The organism is Hydrogenophilus islandicus (assembly GCF_054657095.1).
This window is the reverse complement of record NZ_BAAHXE010000011.1, coordinates 19,121-36,902: the sequence shown is the minus strand read 5'-3', so window position 1 is coordinate 36,902 and position 17,782 is coordinate 19,121. Positions and strand designations below refer to the sequence as shown.

Sequence of the window (17,782 nt, the reverse complement as noted above, 5' to 3'; positions counted from 1 at the left end):
CCACCCCCCTAAGTGGCCTCTTCGCTGCTCTCGCTCCCCGGGAGGAAGCTGCGCATCATCCCCTCGACAAGTCTGGGGTTTTCACCTGCGCAAATACCAACAAACCCTTCGACCAACATCTGGCGGGTGAGGATCAGTTCAGAGGCGTAGGTGAGGAGCTTCTTGGAGATCGGAATGTAGAGCAGATTCGCCGAATAGACCCCGTAGATCGTCGCGACGAAGGCCACCGCAATCCCGCTTCCCAACTGAGCGGGATCGGCCAAATTCTCCATCACGTGGATGAGCCCGAGCACCGCGCCGATGATCCCGATCGTCGGCGCGTAACCGCCCGCCGACTCCCACACTTTCGCCCGTACCTTGTACTGCTCGTCCAGCACCTCGATCTCGGTCGTCAGCACCTCGCGGATCCGTTCCGGTTCGATGCCATCCACGAGGAGCTGCAGCCCCTTGCGGACAAAGGGATCGGTCTCGCTCGCGATCTTGATCTCGAGCGCCAAAAGTCCCTCGCGCCGGGCGGTGCGCCCCCATTCGACCGCTTTGCCGATCCACTCTTCGGGGTTGTCGACCGGTGGGGCGAAGAGCCAGCGCAACATCTTCATCGCATCGACCAGGATCGGCCAGGGGGTCTGGACAAAGAGCGCGGCAAAGGTGCCGCCAAAGACGATGAGAAACGCCCCCACCTGAATGAGCGACAGCGGGTGCCCCCCTTCGGTGACGAAGCCGCCGACAATCGCGACCACCCCAAGGATGAGTCCGACGACGGTGGTGAAATCGCCCCTCATGCCCACTCCTTAGTCGCTCTGGGTCGGCACGGAGGATGGCCGCGGTCGCCCCCGCGGCTGCTTCTGCCGCAACGTGCCGAGAAGCTCGGCACGGATGCGCGCAATTGCCGATGAGAGGAGTTGAGAGGCGCGCGATTCGCTCACCCCCAATACCGCCCCGATCTCTTTGAGGTTGAGGTCGTGTTCGTAGTAGAGGGCCAAAACGGTCTGTTCCCGCTCGGGAAGGCGGGTAATTGCCGCGCTGATCCGCTGCTGCAGCTCGTGCCGTTCGGTAAGCTGCTCCGGGTTTGCCGACTCGTCGCCAAGATGGCGTTCCAAAAAACTCCCCGCGCCACTTTGGGGGCCCTCGTCATCGACCAGGTCGTCGAAATAGAGCACCGCGTGCCCTTGCGCCGCCGAAAGCGTCGCGAAGTAGGCGTCGAGCGACCAGCCGAGCGCTTCGGCCACCTCATTGTCGTGCGGTGGGCGCCCCAACTGGTGCGAGAGCTTCTCGATCGCCTCTTCGATCTCGCGCATCGCCTGACGAACCGAGCGCGGCAGCCAGTCGTTGCTGCGCAGCGCGTCGAGCATCGCCCCCCGCACCCGCGCCACCGCATAGGTTTCGAACTGTGCCTCCTCGTGCACCTCGTACCGCTCGATCGCTTCGATGAGCCCCATCATGCCGCACTGGATGAGGTCGTCGAGCATAATGTTCGCGGGCAGCCGGGCCGCCATCTGCAGCGCCAGGCGCTTGACCATCGGAGCGTAGTGTTCGACCAGCCGGGCAACGTCGCGCGTTTCGTTTCCCTCCATACCCCACCATCCCGGATTGGGCGGCCCATACCGTCCGCCGAACAGGGCGCGCCCGCCACCGCTGAGGTTCGACAAACCTCTACGGGCGCTTTTTGCCTTTTTACCACAAGGAGGGGGGGAGACGGCAACGGTCACGCCGCCACTCCTTCGCCAAGCCACAACGTGGGCAACTGCGCAAGGGGCACGGCCCGCCAGACGGGGAGCGACGTTTTGCGAACGATCTGCTCCTTGAGGGAACGGAGGAAGCGCAGGGTCTCCTCGGGAGCGTCGCCATCGGCGATGAGCGCGATGCGGTCGACCCCAAGGTGGACGAGCTCCTGCGCGCGAGCGAGGGCGTCGCGCCAACCGTTGCCGTTCACCTCGGCGACGAGCCAATGGCGAGGCGCCGAGGTGAGCCACCAGGAGGCGTCGGCGACACTCCCGCCACCGCCGAAAAAGACCACCGCATCGTAGTCGCGCACATGGCGCTCGAAGGCGGCAACGAGCCGGGTGCGCTGCGTCTCGTCGAGGAGCGGCAACGCCACCGCCGCCGCTTTGATGTTGAGGTACCCCCACCCCTGCGGCAACCGCAGGTCGAAGCGGCGCCGTGCGGCGGTCGGTTGCAGACTCAAGAGGAGGTCAGCCGGACGGTGCGCGCCGCGTGCCTCGGGGAGCGTCACGGAGGCGGTCGCCTCGTCGCACAGGAGCACCCGCCCGTAATAGGCGGCAAAGCGCGCGATCACCCGCTCCACAAGGCGCGGCCAACGGTTGCCCGCAGCGTAGAGGCTGTGGAAAAGCGGCGGTTCGCGGCGAAAAAGGCGGCGCAGTGTTGCCGCTTGGTCATCGTGGCGCCACATCACGGTTCTCCTTTCACGCACTCGCTGCCTGCGCAAGCCAAAGTGCCGCTTCATCCTCCCCCACCTGCCACGGAGAGGCGTCGCTGCGGGAGAGGCGAAACGCCCGATCGAGGAGGTAGGCGCGGTTCGGCAGATGGAGATCCTCGGGCACCCGCTGGCCGTTGGCGAGATAATGGACGAGCAGCCGGTGGCGGACGACGACGTCGACGACGGGCGCGAGCGACACCGCCTCATCCGCTTTGGTGATGATCGCTCCGGCCAGACCATCGCCGCCAAAGGCGCGCACCACCTCGTCGAGGGTGTCGCCACGGCTTGCGGCGTTGAGGCAAAGGAGCCGCTTGACGATCCCGCCGCCTGAGAGCATCGCGATCTGTTCGGCAACCGCTTTGTCCCTTTGGCTGAGCCCGACGGTGTCGATCAGCACGATGTGTTTGGTCGCCAGTTCCTGCAACGTCAGCCGTAGGTCGTTCGCGTCGCGCACCGCAAAGACCGGCACCCCGAGAATTCGGCCGTAGATCCGCAGCTGCTCCTGCGCACCGATCCGAAAGCCGTCGGTGGTGATCATCGCGACCCGCGACGGCCCGAGCTGCACAACGCACCGTGCGGCGATCTTCGCCGTCGTCGTCGTCTTACCAACACCGGTCGGCCCGACGATCGCATAGACCCCCCCTTGCGCAATCAGCTCATCGTCGTCGCCCACGAGCGCAAGCCGCGCCCCCAAGCGCGCTTTCGCTGCTTCGCGCGCCGCGGCGACGTCGGCGTGCGCCTCGATCCGGTCGCAAATCGCCCGGGCAAGCGCCGGGGAAAATCCGGCGTCGAGCATCTCGCCCAACACCCGCGCCCGGCCCGGTGCTTTGCGAATCGCCTCATTCCACGCAAATCCCGCGAGCTGCTGTTCGATGAGCGCACGCATCTCCTTGAGTTCGCGCGCCAGGATTGCATTCTGTTCGTGGAGCGTTTCGATCTGGTGCGCCACAGTCGCAGAGATCCCCCCTCCGTCGCCTTTCGCCGTGCGGGGTTCGTCCGCTTTGGGGGGAGCACTCCCCACCCGCTTCTGGAGCGCTGCGAGCCCCGCCTTGATCCGCGCCTCCTCTTCCCCGGCCGCCTCTTGCCGGGCAGCGTAATCGGCGGTGATGATCCGCGGCGGAACAAAGGGGCGGATCGTCTTTTGGGGGAGCTCCTTTTTCGGGATCGTATAGGGAATAAAGGACTCCTCTTCGCTTTGGGGGGGCGGCGGGGACGGCGCCTTTTCTCCCCGCGCTTCACCGTGGCCGAATTTACCCACCCACTCGGCAGGCATCGCGACGATCTCTACCCCGCCAGGAACGGCGCGGTTGGCGAGCACGATCGCGTCGTCCCCCAGTTCTGCTTTGAGCATTTTGAGCGCTTCGCGTGCCGTTGCCGCCCGATACTTTTTCACGTTCATCTCTTCGCACTCCTTGCGTTGCGTGCGGTCTTGGCGCCATTATCTTTGAGACGCGGGCTTTTTGCCCCGGAGGAAAGAGGGGGAAAAACCCGCTATTTTCCCGCTACGCGGTGCCGATCATCTCGACGATCTCGATCCCGCGGCTGTCGGGCATCTCGGCGTGCGACAAGACCCGCAGCATCGGCACCGCGCGCTTCAAGAACCGGGCCAGCAACCAGCGAATCTGGGGCGCGACGAGGAGAATCGGGGCTTTCCCGGAACGTTCCATCCGCTCGGCTGCCTCAGCCACCCGGCGCAGCAGCGCGTCCGCTAAGCCCGGCTCGATCACCCCTTGCGCCGCCCCGCTCACCGCCTGCGACAGCACCCGCTCCAACCCCGGGTCGAGCACCAACACCGGAACCTTCCCTTGACCGGGGACGAGCGACTGGACGATCGCCCGCCCCAGCGCCTCCCGCACCCGTGCGGTGAGCTCGAACGGATCTTGGGTCTTCCCGGCGTGCTCGGCAAGGGTCTCGAGGATCGTGCGCAGGTCACGGATCACCACCCCCTCCTCGAGGAGGAGTTGCAGGACTTTATGGAGCAGCGTCACCGTCACCAGCGTCGGCACCACATCCTCGACCAGTTTTGGCGCCTCCTGCTTGAAGCGGTCGAGCAACGCCTGGACCTCCTCGCGGCCCAAGAGTTCGGCGGCGTGGTCGATCAGCACCTGGTTGAGGTGGGTCGCAATCACGGTGGCGGCGTCGACCACGGTGTAACCGAGCGCGTGCGCCCGCTCCCGCTGGTTGGCGTCGATCCAGACGGCCGGCAGGCCAAACGCCGGATCGGTCGTCGCCCGCCCCGTCAGTGGCCCCGTCACCTGGCCGGGATTGATCGCGAGGTATTGCCCGGGGAAGACCTCGGCGGTGGCGATCTCCACCCCTTTGACGATGATGCGGTAGAGGTTGGGTTTCAGTTCAAGGTTGTCGCGAATATGGACGGTCGGCGGCAAGAACCCGACCTCTTGAGCAAAGCGCTTACGCAACCCCCGGATCCGCTTGATCAGCTCGCCCCCCTGCTGCGGGTCGACGAGCGGAATCAGACGGTAGCCTACCTCCAGCCCCAGCACATCGACCGGCTGGACGTCGTTCCAGGTCGCCTCGACCGCCTCCTCGGTCGGCGGTGGCGGTGGCGCTTTCGCCGCCTCTGCGGCCCCCGCCGCGGCACGCTGCCAGCTTCGCCACGCCAGATAGGCGAGTCCCCCGGCAATCGCCAGAAAGACGAAATTGGGCATTCCGGGAATCGCGCCCAGCAACCCGACGATCGCGGCGGCGATCATCAACACCGGCGGTTTGCTGAAAAGCTGGGCGAGCACCTGCCCGCCGACATCTTCACCTTTCTCCTCTTCCGCGACCCGAGAGACGACCATGCCCGCCGCGATTGAGATCATCAACGACGGAATCTGCGCGACCAGCCCGTCGCCAATCGTCAACAACACGTAGGTATCGATCGCGCGCGCAAAATCCATGTTGTGACCGATGACACCGACCGCGAGTCCCCCCAGCACGTTGATGAGCGTAATCAGAATCCCCGCGACGGCGTCGCCGCGCACGAACTTCGACGCCCCATCCATCGCCCCGTAGAATTCCGCCTCGCGCTGGATCTCCCGCCGCCGGCGCCGCGCCTCGGCTTCGTCGATGAGTCCAGCGTTGAGGTCGGCGTCGATCGCCATCTGTTTCCCGGGCATCGCATCCAGCGTAAACCGGGCGCTCACCTCGGCAATCCGCCCCGCCCCCTTGGTGACCACGGCAAAGTTGATGATCACGAGAATCACAAAGACGACGACACCGATCGCTGTATTCCCCCCGACCAAAAACTGACCGAACGACTCGATCACCTTCCCCGCCGCGTCGGGGCCGGTGTGCCCCTCGAGGAGCACGACGCGGGTGGAGGCGACGTTGAGCGAGAGCCTGAGGAGCGTCGTCACCAAAAGGACTGCCGGAAACGCGGCAAATTCGAGCGGCCGTTGCACGTACATCCCGACGAGGAGCACGACGATGCTCATCGCGATGTTGAAGGTAAACATCACGTCGAGGAAAAAGGCGGGCAGCGGCAGCACCATCATGGTGAGCACGAGGAGAATAAAGAGCGGTGCGGCCAACAGCTTGAGCTTGGCGGGCGAAGTGAAACGGCGCCAATCGAGCGCGGCAAGATTCATCGGACTCGCCACTTAGCCTCTCCTCAACGGTTCGTGATTGACTTCAGACGGTTCGTCCACCTCAGGCGGTGGGACGTAGAGCGATTCGGGAATCGCCAGTTCTGGCGTCAACTGCGGTTTCGCCCCACCGAGCGCCATCCAGCGGTCGAGCTGATAGACGTAGGCGAGCACCTCAGCGACCGCCAGGTAGAGCCCGGCAGGAATCGCCTCGCCCACCTCGGTATGGACATAGAGCGAACGGGCAAGCGCCGGCGCCTCGACCCGCGGCACCCGGGACTCTTCGGCCAGCTCACGGATTCTCAATGCCAACGCCCCGCGACCCTTGGCCACCACCACGGGGGCGGCCATCCGCTCCGGCTCATACCGCAGGGCCACAGCAAAGTGGGTCGGGTTGGTGACGACGACGGTTGCTTTCGGCACTTCGGCCATCATCCGCCGCCGCGCCATCTCCCGCTGCATGCTCCGAATCCGCCCCTTGAGCTGCGGATCACCCTCGGTCTCCTTGTACTCCTGCTTCACCTCCTCTTTGGTCATGCGCAGGTTTTTGGTGTAGTTCCAGAGTTGATAGGGAACATCGACCGCGGCGATGAGCGCAAGCGCAGCGACGAGCCAGAGCGTACTCCACCCGAGGTCATCGACAAAGCGCTTTGCTGCAACCTCAAGCGGCATGCTGAGCAGTGCCATCACCGTATCGACTTCTGAAGTGAGCACCCACCAGGCGACCCCACCGACAAGTAGCGTCTTCGCCACCGCTTTGGCGAGCTCGACCAAGCCATTTACTGAGAAGACCCGTTTGATCCCCGAAACCGGATCGAGCCGGCTCCACTTCGGGAGGAGCAACGTGGGGACGAAAAGCAACCCGCCGATGGCGATGTGGCCGGCAATCGCCGCAACGATGAGCAAAAGAAAGAGGGGCGAGAGGGCAATGAGCGTCTCTTTAACGACGAGCGGAAGGAGCGCGAGGAGCGTCGTCACCTCAAACGCCTGCGCCTCCTCAAACGACAAGAGGGTACGGATGAGGCGCGCGATCCGCTCCCCCATCCATCCCCCCATCGTCATCAGCACCGCGACCCCCACCAAGAGGACGAGAAAGGAGGCAAGCTCCCGCGACTGCGGAATCTGCCCCTCTTCCCGCGCCTGCTCGATCCTTCGCGCAGACGGCTGTTCAGTCTTCTCCAGATCGCTCTCTTCGGCCATCGCGCCGCTCGCTCATCGGCTTCCTCTCCCCATTATCGCGGAACGACGCCGTGCGTGGCGGGCAAAAGAGCAAGGTAAAAGCGCCCCTTTTTCCCTTTCACCGCCCCAATGGGCGCGGCGGCGGTAACCCCTCGAGACGCATCCCGACACCGACACCATGGTCGCGAAACCACCCCCCCGTCATCTCGAGCGCCCACCGGACCGGTTTTGCGGCACAATGGCTGGTAAGGGTCAAGGGTTCCATCTCTTCGATATTGACGATCCGGCCATCCTCGTCGACAAACGCCACGGCAAGGGGGATTGGGGTGTTTTTCATCCACATGCAGTGGCGCTCCGCGACGGGGAAGTAGAAGAGCATTCCGCGGTGCGGCGGCAGATGGGCGCGGTACATCAGCCCCCGCTCCCGCGTCTTTTCGGTCGCGGCAACCTCGGCCGTGATCTGGTAGATCCCAACCCGCAGCGTCACCTCGGCAAGCGCCTCACCCGCAACCGGCTCAGAGGCCGCCGCGGAGCGGGCAAGGAGCGTCACCGCAAAGAGCGCGGCAAAGAGTTTATTGACGGCGATCAAAATAGGCCCAACTTTTCTGGCAAACGAGTGTCCAACGCAGTAGAATAACAGAAAACGGCGATGGATCGGCACGATGACCTCTCCCCCCACCTCTCCCTGGTTGCGCCGCCTCCCCGGTAGTCAAAAGGCCCCTGCAGGATGGGAGTGGAAAATTTTCAAAAAACTCCCCCGTTGGTTGGCGGGCGGGCTCTTGGCCTGCGCGATCCCGCCGCTCGTTGCCCGTTGGTGGTACGCCGATCTCGGCGCTCAAGCCGAGAAGTATCTCAATACCGTCGATATCCTCACCCTCGCAGCGCTGGGGCTTCACCTCACCGTCATCTTCACCCTCGCGTTTGGCTGCATCGTCGTGATCGTGATGAAGGGGCACGCCTACGTCGCCGACGGCTTCAATGTCCCCTCGAGCAAAGAGGACGATCTCGCCGACCTGCGGGCGCGCGAAGCACTCAAACACCCCGATGACCCGAAGTCTTAGGGCGGCCTCTTCGCCAATCTGTACGTCACGCCGATGATCCCCGCGCCGTTCGTCACCACCCTCTTTTCCGCGGCCGCGATCGAGCGGTGGAACGACCACCCCCGCCCGATGAGCCTCACCGAGCTCGACAAACAGGCGCACAAAGCGATCATCGCCTGGACGCTTGCGCAAGCGGAGCGCGACGCGGGGCGTGCGATCGACTGGGAGACGCTCATCATCGGCACCGTCGCCGAGCTCCTCCACCGCATTGTCCTCACCGACCTCAAAGCGCCGATCTTCCATCGCCTGATGGCGCAAAAGGGGCGCGAATTGACCGCCTGGGCGTTGGAGCGCCTCACCCCCGTCGTCGCGCCGATCGCTGAGGGCAAGCTCCTTGCCGCGATCACCCACTACCTCACTGCCGATCCGCAGCCGACGCTCGAGCGCCGCATCCTCAAAGCGGCCCACTACCTCGCCACGCAATGGGAGTTTCGCCTCATCTACCACACCGCCCCGTTCCTCTACGGGATCGAAGCGACCCGCGCGGCGATCGAAGGGGAAATCGAGGCCCACTACGACCTCATCGGGGTGCAGAAGATTGCGCTTGGGAAGCGCCTCTTCGGCTTCGTCGATCTGGTGGGGCAGCTCCGCTTCCAGCAGCGCTGGGCGCAAACGCCGCGCCTGCCGAAGACCTCGGTATTGGGGCACCTCCTCTTCGTCGCGGTCCTCAGCTACTGCGGCGCGTTGGAGCTCCCGGCGCGAAGCGCCCGCCGGCGCATCAACGCCTTCTACGCCGCGCTCTTTCACGACCTCCCCGAGGTGCTCACCCGCGACGTAATCTCGCCGATCAAACGGGAAGCCCCAGGCGTGGAAGCCCTGTTGCGCACCGAGGAGGCTCGGCTGATGAGCGAAACCCTCCTCCCGCTCGTTCCCGAATCGTGGCACGGGGTGCTTCGCGACTACACCAGCGACGAATTTGCCTGCCGCATCCGCCGCGACGGCGCGCGCACCCTGCTTCCGAGCGAAACGGTGCCTGAGGAGTACGACGACGATGCCTTCGATCCGATCGACGGACCGCTCATCAAGGCGATGGATGAACTCGCGGCGCTCACCGAAGCGGCGCAATCGCTCGCACTCGGCGTCCGCGCCCCCGCGTTGATCGACGCGAACAGTCGCCTTCCCCGTAAGTACTCCGGCAAAAAATTGGGCGCGCTCGACCTCGGCGCGCTTTTTGACGCGCTGAGCGCTAAAGGGGCCGCGGCGACTCCTTGACCTGAAGCGGTATCGCCATCGTGAAGCGGGTGGAATGGTCCGCCGATGTCACGGTGATCTCGCCGCCGTGGGCACGGAGAATCGAGCGGGTAATCGCAAGGCCAAGACCTACCCCCTCCGTTGTCCTGTTGCGGGCACTATCCACCCGATAGAAGCGGTCGAAGAGGCGTTCGAGGTGCTCGGGAGGAATGGCTGGACCGGAATTTTCGATGGTCACACTCACCTGCCGCGGATCGCTGTCGTCGATCTGGATGGCGATACGCCCCTCCTCCGGCGTATGGCGAATCGCATTGGAGAGGAGATTGCTGATCGCCCGCCGCAGCATCAAGCGGTCGCCTGTGACCCTGCCGCGCCCAGAGACAGAGACGTTCAAGCGCTTCTCTTCGGCAAGGATCTCGTAATACTCGAGGAGGCTGCGAACCTCGGCAGCAAGATCGACAAGCTCCAGATGGGGAATGACCTGGTTGTTGTCGGCCTTGGCCAGAAAAAGCATGTCGGCAATCATACGCGACAGGCGTTCGAACTCCTCGGCGTTGGACGCAAGGACCTCGCGGTAGTCGTCAGCCGAACGCGGTTTTGAAAGGGTCACCTGGGTCTCAGTGAGCAGATTGCTGATGGGTGTGCGCAACTCATGGGCGAGATCCGAGGAAAAGTCCGAGAGTCGCTGAAACGACTCTTCCAGCCTGGAGAGCATGCCGTTCAGCGTGTCGGTCAACTCGGCCAGTTCTCTTGGGACGGCCTCCACAGGCAGGCGTGCATGGAGGTTTCCGGCGGTGATGACCGCTGCTCTCTGCTTGATTGACTGCAGGGGGGCCAGTCCCCGGCGGGCGACAAACCACCCGAGCATGCCCATGACGAGGGCAGCAATCACCATAAACGACCACAGGGTGTGCCGGAACGACGCCATGAAGTGGTCGTGATGGCTGATCTCGGTGGCAATCCCAACGGTCAAGCTGGTGCCGGCCTCGGCGGTCGCAGCAAGCGCTACGATGCCGCGCATCGGCACGCCGTTCCCAGCCACCCAGGTGACGAGTTGCCCGCTACCGGTTTCTGACGGCGCCAGCTGATCGGGAGGAAAGGGATTCGCACCATAGCTGAAGAGGGTTTGACCCTCTGGGGCCAGAATCGTGACGGCGAGCCCGTGATGCCCGGTCAAAGCGAGCGCCAACGCCTCGGTGAGCGCCGGATTGGGCCACGGTGGACTCAAACGGGCAACGATGTTGCGGACCAGCTCCATCTTGCCCGTGAGCAGCTCCCTGTCCTGTTCCTCGAAATGCTTCTCCACGGCGTCGCCGATGAGTAACCCGAGAAGAAACAATACCGACGCCGATGCCAGGGCAAAGAGCAACGTCAGCCGCAGCGTGAGGGAGGGACTGTGTCGGAGCGTCACTCCGTCACCTCCAGCACGTAGCCCATACCGCGAACCGTGTGGATCAGTTTGGGCTCATACCCGTCATCGACTTTCGCACGCAGGCGCCGGATGGCCACTTCGATCACGTTGGTGTCGCTATCGAAGTTCATGTCCCAGACCTGAGAAGCGATCAGCGAGCGGGGCAGCACCTCCCCCTGCCGGCGCATCAGCAATTCGAGCAGGGCGAACTCCTTTGCGGTTAAATTGATCCGCCGTCCCCCCCGCGTGACGCGACGGCGCAAGAGGTCGAGTTCCAGATCGGCGACACGCAACACTGTGCTTTCGTTGCCGCTGCGCCCCCGACGCAGGATCGTGCGCACCCGGGCCAGCAGTTCGGCAAAGGAGAATGGTTTGACCAGGTAGTCGTCTGCCCCAAGTTCAAGGCCCTTGACCCGGTCTTCCACCTGATCGCGCGCCGTCAGGAACAACACCGGCATCTCCTTGCCGGCGCGGCGGATCCCCTGCAGCACCGCCCACCCATCGATGCCGGGCAGCATGACATCCAGGATTGCCAAGTCATAGTCATCGCTCTGTGCCAGATGCAATCCATCCCGGCCGTCACGCGCCAGGTCGACAACGAACCCCGCTTCCGTCAGCCCTCGGCAGAGGTAATCCCCGGTTTTGATCTCGTCTTCGACAATCAGGATCTTCATCTCCGGCTCCCCACGTCCGTTTGCGCGATTGTGCATCGGCTCGAGCGGCCACGATGCAAGATGACAAAAATGTAATCTCCCTGTCAGGATGGCGTCAATGGCAGTTGGGTAGAGTTACCCCTGCCATGAATCACCTAATCACCCGAACGATGAGACGAGCAGCACTCTGCGCCGCCGTCGCTCTGCTCGCGAGCATTGCGGGGCAAGCGGCAGAAGCGGCGAAATCGGCACTGGCCACCGCCGTGGAGCAAGCCTGGAGGCTGAACCCTCAAACCGCCGGTTTGGATGCCCTCGAGGCCGAAGCGCGTGCGGCACAGCGTGTTGCGGGGGGGCTGACGCCCGAACCTCCTTCGGTCACGATCGGCAACCTCAATGATCGGTTGAACCGCAACCAAGGCAGGGAGGAATACGAGGTCGAACTGGCGGTGCCGCTGTGGCTTCCCGGTCAGAAAGCGGCGCGTGAAGCCGAAGCCGCGAGCCGCGTCGACGAAACCCTTGCCCGCCGTGCCGCCCTGCGTCTGGAGATCGCCGGCGAGGTGCGGGACGCCTGGTGGGCGTTGGCCGAAGCCCGCGCTGCCCAGGTGCTGGCAGCACGGCGTCTGGAGACCGCCCGCGCATTGGAAAGTGACGTCTTGCGGCGTTTCAGGGCTGGCGAATTGTCGCGCATCGATGCCAATCTGGCGCAAGGCGAGACGCTTGCCGCCCACGCCGCGTGGGTTGAGGCGCAGGCGACGCTGCTCCAGGCCGAGCAGACCTTCCAGAGCCTCACCGGTGCGCCTGCCCCGAAGCATCTCGACGAAGAACCGCCACCTCCCCAGCAGCTCAGCGATGAAACCGACGCGTGGCTCGCTACCCACCCCGTGCTGGCTGCTGCTGTCGCGACGGCACAGAACGCACGCGCCCGACTCCGTGTCGCCGCCGAGTCGCGCCGCGCCCCGCCGGAACTGGCGCTGCGGGTCGTGCGGGATCGGGGGAACTTTGCCGAACCCTACGCCAACAGTGTTGGCATCAAGCTCAAAATCCCCCTCTCGTCGCCACCCCAGGTCCAGCGCGAGGTCTCAGCGGCACAAGCCGAAGCGAATCAGGCCGACGCCGAGCTGCGCCGTCTTCTCACCCGGATTCGACTCGACGTCGAGCGCGCCCAGCACAACCTGCGTGTGGCTGAACGCCAGCTCGTCATGGCACAGGAGCGCCACCAGCTTGCCGCTGACAACCTGCGTCTGGCCGAAAAAGCCTTCGCGTTGGGTGAATTCGATCTGGCAACCTTGCTGCGCATCCGCGCCGCCGCCTTCGAGGCTGAAGCCTTCCTCGACCGCCAGCGCGTCGCCCGGGCAGCGGCCATTTCGCGTTTGAACCAAGCCCTGGGAGTGTTGCCGTGAAACAGGCTATTGCCGCTGCCCTCCTTTGCGTGGCCTCGTTGATCACACCTTCGGCCTTCGGCCACGGCGGGGAAGACCATGGCGCACCGCCTCCCTCCGTCGTGCAGACCGTCGCACCCCGCACCACCGCTGCCACCGAAGCATTCGAGGTGGTTGCGTTGCTCGCGGACCAGAAACTGGTGATCTATGTCGATCGTTTCGCCAGCAACGAACCCGTGGCACAGGCGAAAGTGGAAGTCGAGGGGGCCGGGTTGCAAGGCGTGGCCAGAGAAACCGACCCGGGAACCTACCTCCTCGATCTGGCCAAACCGCTGCCACCGGGCCGGCATCCGCTGACCATCAGCGTCGAGGCCGGCGATAGCGTCGATCTGCTGCCCGCGACGCTCGATACCTCCGTCGCCGTGACCCATGAGGTGCCGGCGCACCCCTCAAGCAAATGGCTGGTCTGGGTTCTGTCAGGAGTGCTGCTGCTCGCGAGCGGAATCGTGTTTGCCGTCCGGCGTCACCAACGCGCCAGGAAGGAGAGTTGATGATGCGCAAGATCGATGGGCATGTATGGCTCGTGGCCCTCGCGCTCGGCGTCGCCTCGGGAGCCGCTCTGGCTCATGGCGATGAAGACCACAGCCAGGATGGCCAGAAGACGCCCGTTGCCGTTCCGGCCATCGGAACGGCGGGCGCGGTCGCTTCACCACAACGACTGGCCGACGGCAGCCTCTTCGTCCCCAAACCGGTGCAACGCCAGCTGGGCCTGCGCACCCAGCCGGTGCGTATCACTGACGTGGCGGCGACGATCGAATTGCATGGCACGGTCATTCCCGATCCGGAAACCAGCGGCCGGGTGCAGGCGATGTTCGCCGGCATCCTCCTTCCCGGGCCCAAAGGGATGCCGACGGCCGGCAGGCGGGTGGTCAAGGGCGAAATTCTCGCCTGGCTGCGCCCGATCAGCGGCGCCATCGAGCGCGGCAACCAGAAGGCTGCGCTTGCCGAAATCGAAGCGCAACTGGCCATCGCCGCACGCAAGGTGAAGCGCCTCGAGCAGCTCGAAGGCGCCGTGCCGCAGAAGGAGATCGACGCGGCACGCATCGAATACACCGCACTGCAACAGCGCCGCGACCATGTGGGGGCGAGCATCGACTCGGCCGAGCCGCTGGTGGCACAGTCCACCGGCATCATCAGTACCTCGCCCCGCCTGCTCCCTGGGCAGGTCGTCGACGCCAAGGAGGTGTTGTTCGAGATCATCGATCCCTCCCGGCTTGCCGTGGAAGCGCTCGCTTACGATCTCGGCATTGCCAGGTCGCTGGTCTCCGCGAGCGCGCTCGCGGAGCAAACCGCGCTCGAACTCGAGTTCGTCGGTGCAGGCCTGCAGCTGCGCGAGCAGGCCTTGCCGCTCATCTTTCGCATCACCAGCCGCGACGCGGCCGTGGCCGTGGGGCAACCGGTCAAGGTGATCGCCCGCACCGACCAGCGCATCAGGGGCGCGATCGTGCCGCGGACAGCGCTGACAAAAGTCGGCGCTGGCGAGACGGCGGTCTGGGTGCATACCGAGGCCGAGCGCTTTGTCGCCCGCAGGATTCGCTACCAATCGCTCGATACCGCCAACGTCGCCGTCCTCGACGGCCTGCACGAGGGGGACCGCGTGGTGACCGTCGGCGCCGGGCTGCTCGCGCAGGTGAGATAAGCCCATGTTCGATTTCATCATCCGCACCGCGCTCAAACAACGCCTGATCGTTCTCGCCATTGCGCTCTTGCTGGTCATCTATGGCGCGCTCACACTGCGCCAGATGCCAGTCGACGTCTTCCCCGACCTCAACAAGCCGACCGTGACGCTGATGACCGAAGCCGGCGGCATGGCCCCGGAAGAGGTCGAGCAGCTGGTGACCTTCCCGATCGAGTCGAGCATGAACGGCATGCCGGGCGTAACCCGTGTGCGCTCGGTGTCGGGCATCGGTCTGTCGATCGTCTATGTCGAGTTCGAATGGGGTTCGGATATCTACCGCAACCGCCAGCAGATCGCCGAACGCCTCAACCTGGTGCGCGAAGCCCTGCCGCCCGGCATCGTGCCGCAGCTCGGGCCGATCTCGTCGATCATGGGCGAGATCCTCCTCATCGCCCTGCCGGCCGATCCGGCCAAGGTCAGCCCGATGCAGGTGCGCGAGTATGCCGACTGGGTGATGCGGCCGAGGCTCTTGACGATTCCCGGCGTCGCCCAGGTCATCCCCATCGGTGGCGAAGTGCGGCAATACCGCGTCGAGATCAAGCCGGCGCAGCTGCAGGTGCTGGGCATCGAACGGGAGAAGGTGGTGGCAGCGCTGAAAGACTTTGGCGCGAACACCAGCGGGGGTTTTCTCGAAGCCCATGGCCGCGAATACCTGATCCGCCAGATCGGTCGCAGTTCGCGCATCGAGGATCTGCAGAATCTCGTGGTTGCCGTCAAGAACGGTCAGCCGATCCTGCTGCGTCAGGTCGCCGACGTCCAACTGGCCCCGGCCATCAAGCGCGGCGACGGCAGCTACAACGGGAAGCCAGCAGTCATCCTGTCGGTGCAGAAGCAGCCGGCCGCCGACAGCGTCAAGCTGACCCGTGAGGTGGAAAAGGCGCTGGCCGAGCTGGGCAAGAACCTGCCTAAGGGGTTCGAAGCGCCCGCCTTCCTCTTCAAGCAGGCTGACTTCATCGAGCATTCGGTGACCAACGTCGAGGAGGCGTTGCGCGATGGTGCCATCTTGGTCGCCGTCATCCTTTTCCTCTTCCTGCTCAACGTCCGCACCACGCTCATTTCGCTGACGGCGATCCCCGTGTCCCTGCTGGTCACGGCGCTGATCTTCCATTACTTCGGCCTGTCGATCAACACCATGACGCTGGGCGGCCTGGCCATCGCCATCGGCGAACTGGTGGACGATGCCGTCGTCGGCGTCGAGAACGTCCTGCGCCGCCTGAAACTGAACCGTGCCGCCGATTCGCCTCGCCCGGTGATCGATGTCATCACCGCCGCCACGCTGGAAGTGCGCTCGGCCATCGTCTATGCGACCGTGATCATCGTCCTGGTCTTCGTGCCGCTGTTCGCCCTCCCCGGCATCGAGGGCCGGTTGTTCACGCCCCTCGGTGTCGCCTACATCGTCTCGATCCTTGCCAGCATGATCGTCTCGGTGACGCTGACGCCGGTGATGGCCTATTACCTGCTGCCGCGGATGAAACAGCTCCACGCCGGAGAGAGCCCACTCGTGACCTGGCTCAAGCGCCAGGATGCCCGGCTCCTCTCCTGGTCGTTCGGGCATGCGCGCAGCCTGCTGGCCGGCGCGCTCGCTCTGGTGGTCATCGTCGCCGCCAGCGTGCCGCTTTTTCCGCGCTCCTTCCTGCCGCCGTTCAACGAAGGGACGCTCACGGTCAACGTTCTCCTCAATCCCGGTACCTCGCTCGCTGAGTCCAACCGCATCGGCACCCTGGCCGAACAACTGCTGCTGCAGGTGCCCGAAGTAACGCAGGTCGGGCGGCGCACCGGCCGCGCCGAACTGGACGAACATGCGGAAGGGGTGCACTCCAGCGAAATCGACGTCGACCTGAAGCCCTCAGCGCGCAGCCGCGATGAAATCATCGCCGACATCCGCAGCCGTCTGGCCAGCCTCCCTGCTGTCGTCAACGTCGGCCAGCCGATCTCGCATCGGCTCGACCACCTCCTCTCTGGCGTGCGCGCCCAGATCGCACTGAAGATCTACGGCGACGATCTCGATACCCTGCGCAGCCTAGCGACCGAGATGCGCGACCGGCTGGCACGGATTCCCGGCGTGGTCGACCTGCAGATCGAGAAGCAGGTCTTGATCCCGCAGGTCAAGATCCGCCTCGATTACGACCAGGCAGCCCGTTATGGCGTCGCGCCAGGCAACCTGTTGCGCGGGCTGGAGCAGATGATCGGCGGTGAAAAAATCACCCAGATCGTCGAAGGCAACCGCCGCTTCGACCTCGTAGTACGGCTGCCCGAGTCTGCGCGTAGTCCGCAGGCGCTCACTGGGCTGTTGATCGAAACGCCGACCGGCACCGTGCCCCTGTCGAAAATCGCCAGCGTCGAGGAGAGCGACGGGCCGAACCAGATCAGCCGCGAAAATGGACGCCGGCGCATCGTGATTTCGGCCAACACGGAGGGACGGGACATGGCGCAGGTGATCGCCGACATTCGCGCCGAGCTCGCCGCCAAGCCCATGCCCGAGGGCTATTTCACCGCGCTAGAGGGGCAGTTCCAGGCGCAGGAGCAGGCCGCCAAACTGATCACCTTGCTTGCCTTGGTGTCGCTGACAATGATCTTCATGGTACTCTACAGCCGCTACCGCTCCGTGACGCTCACGCTCATCATCATGGGCAACATCCCGCTGGCGCTGGTCGGCAGCGTGATCGCGTTGTGGATTTCCGGGCAGCCGCTCTCGGTAGCGGCGCTGGTCGGCTTCATCACGCTGACCGGCATTGCGACGCGCAATGGCATCCTGAAAATCAGCCACTACATCAACCTGTGCGCCTTCGAGGGCGAAACCTTCGGCCAGCAGATGATCGTGCGCGGTTCGCTCGAACGCCTGACGCCGGTGTTGATGACCGCGCTGGTCGCCGCCTTCGCAATGGTGCCGCTGCTGCTCTCCGCCGATGCGCCGGGCAAGGAGGTGCTGCATCCAGTCGCAGTGGTAATCTTCGGAGGGTTAGTGAGTTCCACGCTGCTCGACACGCTGCTCACCCCACTGATGTTCTGGCTGTGGGGACGACCTCCTCTGGAACGCCTGCTTGCCGACCAGCAAAAAGAGAGTTTCTGACCCAATCGATTGCCAACGACCTAAGGAGAAAACC

At 64.6% G+C, this 17,782-nt stretch carries 15 protein-coding genes; 6 read left to right on the top strand and 9 right to left on the bottom strand.

Features of this window, described 5'->3' with window-relative positions; all coding sequences use genetic code 11:
- Positions 1-8: 8 nt before the first annotated feature.
- From ACYQ6T_RS05215 to ACYQ6T_RS05185, 7 genes are all read right to left on the bottom strand, one after another.
- Entirely contained in the window at positions 9-782 is a 774-nt protein-coding gene (locus ACYQ6T_RS05215) for a flagellar motor protein (RefSeq protein ID WP_459828520.1), read from the bottom strand.
- Positions 783-791: 9 nt separating this feature from the next.
- Complete coding sequence (locus ACYQ6T_RS05210; RefSeq protein WP_459828518.1) at positions 792-1,574, bottom strand: RNA polymerase sigma factor FliA; 783 nt, start codon at positions 1,572-1,574, stop codon at positions 792-794.
- Positions 1,575-1,705: 131 nt separating this feature from the next.
- Entirely contained in the window at positions 1,706-2,410 is a 705-nt protein-coding gene (locus ACYQ6T_RS05205; RefSeq protein WP_459828516.1) for a hypothetical protein, read from the bottom strand.
- A 13-nt stretch (positions 2,411-2,423) separates the two neighbouring features.
- Positions 2,424-3,836, bottom strand: a complete 1,413-nt coding sequence (flhF, locus tag ACYQ6T_RS05200) for a flagellar biosynthesis GTPase FlhF (protein ID WP_459828514.1) — start codon at positions 3,834-3,836, stop codon at positions 2,424-2,426.
- A 103-nt stretch (positions 3,837-3,939) separates the two neighbouring features.
- Positions 3,940-6,030, bottom strand: coding sequence for a flagellar biosynthesis protein FlhA (gene flhA, locus ACYQ6T_RS05195; protein WP_459828554.1), 2,091 nt, complete (start codon positions 6,028-6,030; stop codon positions 3,940-3,942).
- 12 nt (positions 6,031-6,042) lie between these two features.
- Complete coding sequence (gene flhB, locus ACYQ6T_RS05190) at positions 6,043-7,227, bottom strand: flagellar biosynthesis protein FlhB (protein WP_459828512.1); 1,185 nt, start codon at positions 7,225-7,227, stop codon at positions 6,043-6,045.
- A gap of 97 nt (positions 7,228-7,324) precedes the next feature.
- Positions 7,325-7,867: a DUF192 domain-containing protein gene (locus ACYQ6T_RS05185; RefSeq protein ID WP_459828510.1), complete on the bottom strand. Its 543-nt coding sequence runs from the start codon at positions 7,865-7,867 to the stop codon at positions 7,325-7,327.
- A gap of 1 nt (position 7,868) precedes the next feature.
- On the opposite strand from ACYQ6T_RS05185, the gene ACYQ6T_RS05180 reads away from it, so the two are divergent.
- Both ACYQ6T_RS05180 and ACYQ6T_RS05175 read left to right on the top strand, forming a co-directional pair.
- Positions 7,869-8,267 carry a hypothetical protein gene (locus ACYQ6T_RS05180; protein ID WP_459828509.1) on the top strand — a complete coding sequence of 133 codons (399 nt, stop codon included), beginning with the start codon at positions 7,869-7,871 and terminating at the stop codon, positions 8,265-8,267.
- A 33-nt stretch (positions 8,268-8,300) separates the two neighbouring features.
- Positions 8,301-9,518, top strand: a complete 1,218-nt coding sequence (locus ACYQ6T_RS05175) for an HD domain-containing protein (RefSeq protein ID WP_459828507.1) — start codon at positions 8,301-8,303, stop codon at positions 9,516-9,518.
- Here the strand turns inward: ACYQ6T_RS05175 and ACYQ6T_RS05170 are convergent.
- Together ACYQ6T_RS05170 and ACYQ6T_RS05165 are read right to left on the bottom strand one after the other, a co-directional pair.
- Positions 9,493-10,908, bottom strand: a complete 1,416-nt coding sequence (locus tag ACYQ6T_RS05170; protein WP_459828505.1) for a heavy metal sensor histidine kinase — start codon at positions 10,906-10,908, stop codon at positions 9,493-9,495. The two genes, ACYQ6T_RS05175 and ACYQ6T_RS05170, sit on opposite strands and share 26 nt — an antisense overlap.
- On the bottom strand, positions 10,905-11,582 hold the full coding sequence (locus ACYQ6T_RS05165) for a heavy metal response regulator transcription factor (RefSeq protein WP_459828503.1): 678 nt from the start codon (positions 11,580-11,582) through the stop codon (positions 10,905-10,907). Before ACYQ6T_RS05165 ends, ACYQ6T_RS05170 begins: the two co-directional genes overlap by 4 nt.
- A gap of 149 nt (positions 11,583-11,731) precedes the next feature.
- Between ACYQ6T_RS05165 and ACYQ6T_RS05160 the strand changes: the two genes are divergently transcribed.
- Genes ACYQ6T_RS05160 through ACYQ6T_RS05145 form a run of 4 tightly spaced genes read left to right on the top strand, consistent with a single transcriptional unit; the run spans position 11,732 to position 17,748 of the window.
- Positions 11,732-12,961 (top strand): TolC family protein, encoded by a 1,230-nt coding sequence (locus ACYQ6T_RS05160; RefSeq protein ID WP_459828501.1) that lies wholly within the window; start codon positions 11,732-11,734, stop codon positions 12,959-12,961.
- Complete coding sequence (locus tag ACYQ6T_RS05155) at positions 12,958-13,491, top strand: hypothetical protein (protein ID WP_459828499.1); 534 nt, start codon at positions 12,958-12,960, stop codon at positions 13,489-13,491. Before ACYQ6T_RS05160 ends, ACYQ6T_RS05155 begins: the two co-directional genes overlap by 4 nt.
- Entirely contained in the window at positions 13,491-14,639 is a 1,149-nt protein-coding gene (locus ACYQ6T_RS05150) for an efflux RND transporter periplasmic adaptor subunit (protein WP_459828497.1), read from the top strand. The genes ACYQ6T_RS05155 and ACYQ6T_RS05150 overlap by 1 nt, the downstream gene beginning before the upstream one ends.
- Positions 14,640-14,643: 4 nt before the next feature.
- Complete coding sequence (locus tag ACYQ6T_RS05145) at positions 14,644-17,748, top strand: efflux RND transporter permease subunit (protein WP_459828495.1); 3,105 nt, start codon at positions 14,644-14,646, stop codon at positions 17,746-17,748.
- Positions 17,749-17,782: the final 34 nt, after the last annotated feature.

What these genes read in the sequence shown, in the direction of transcription:
- ACYQ6T_RS05215 (WP_459828520.1), bottom strand. Translation starts at nt 782, where the DNA reads ATGAGGGGCGATTTCACCACCGTCGTCGGACTCATCCTTGGGGTGGTC.
- ACYQ6T_RS05210 (WP_459828518.1), bottom strand. Translation starts at nt 1,574, where the DNA reads ATGGAGGGAAACGAAACGCGCGACGTTGCCCGGCTGGTCGAACACTAC.
- ACYQ6T_RS05205 (WP_459828516.1), bottom strand. Translation starts at nt 2,410, where the DNA reads ATGTGGCGCCACGATGACCAAGCGGCAACACTGCGCCGCCTTTTTCGC.
- flhF (WP_459828514.1), bottom strand. Translation starts at nt 3,836, where the DNA reads ATGAACGTGAAAAAGTATCGGGCGGCAACGGCACGCGAAGCGCTCAAA.
- flhA (WP_459828554.1), bottom strand. Translation starts at nt 6,030, where the DNA reads ATGAATCTTGCCGCGCTCGATTGGCGCCGTTTCACTTCGCCCGCCAAG.
- flhB (WP_459828512.1), bottom strand. Translation starts at nt 7,227, where the DNA reads ATGGCCGAAGAGAGCGATCTGGAGAAGACTGAACAGCCGTCTGCGCGA.
- ACYQ6T_RS05180 (WP_459828509.1), top strand. Translation starts at nt 7,869, where the DNA reads ATGACCTCTCCCCCCACCTCTCCCTGGTTGCGCCGCCTCCCCGGTAGT.
- ACYQ6T_RS05175 (WP_459828507.1), top strand. Translation starts at nt 8,301, where the DNA reads ATGATCCCCGCGCCGTTCGTCACCACCCTCTTTTCCGCGGCCGCGATC.
- ACYQ6T_RS05165 (WP_459828503.1), bottom strand. Translation starts at nt 11,582, where the DNA reads ATGAAGATCCTGATTGTCGAAGACGAGATCAAAACCGGGGATTACCTC.
- ACYQ6T_RS05160 (WP_459828501.1), top strand. Translation starts at nt 11,732, where the DNA reads ATGAGACGAGCAGCACTCTGCGCCGCCGTCGCTCTGCTCGCGAGCATT.
- ACYQ6T_RS05150 (WP_459828497.1), top strand. Translation starts at nt 13,491, where the DNA reads ATGATGCGCAAGATCGATGGGCATGTATGGCTCGTGGCCCTCGCGCTC.
- ACYQ6T_RS05145 (WP_459828495.1), top strand. Translation starts at nt 14,644, where the DNA reads ATGTTCGATTTCATCATCCGCACCGCGCTCAAACAACGCCTGATCGTT.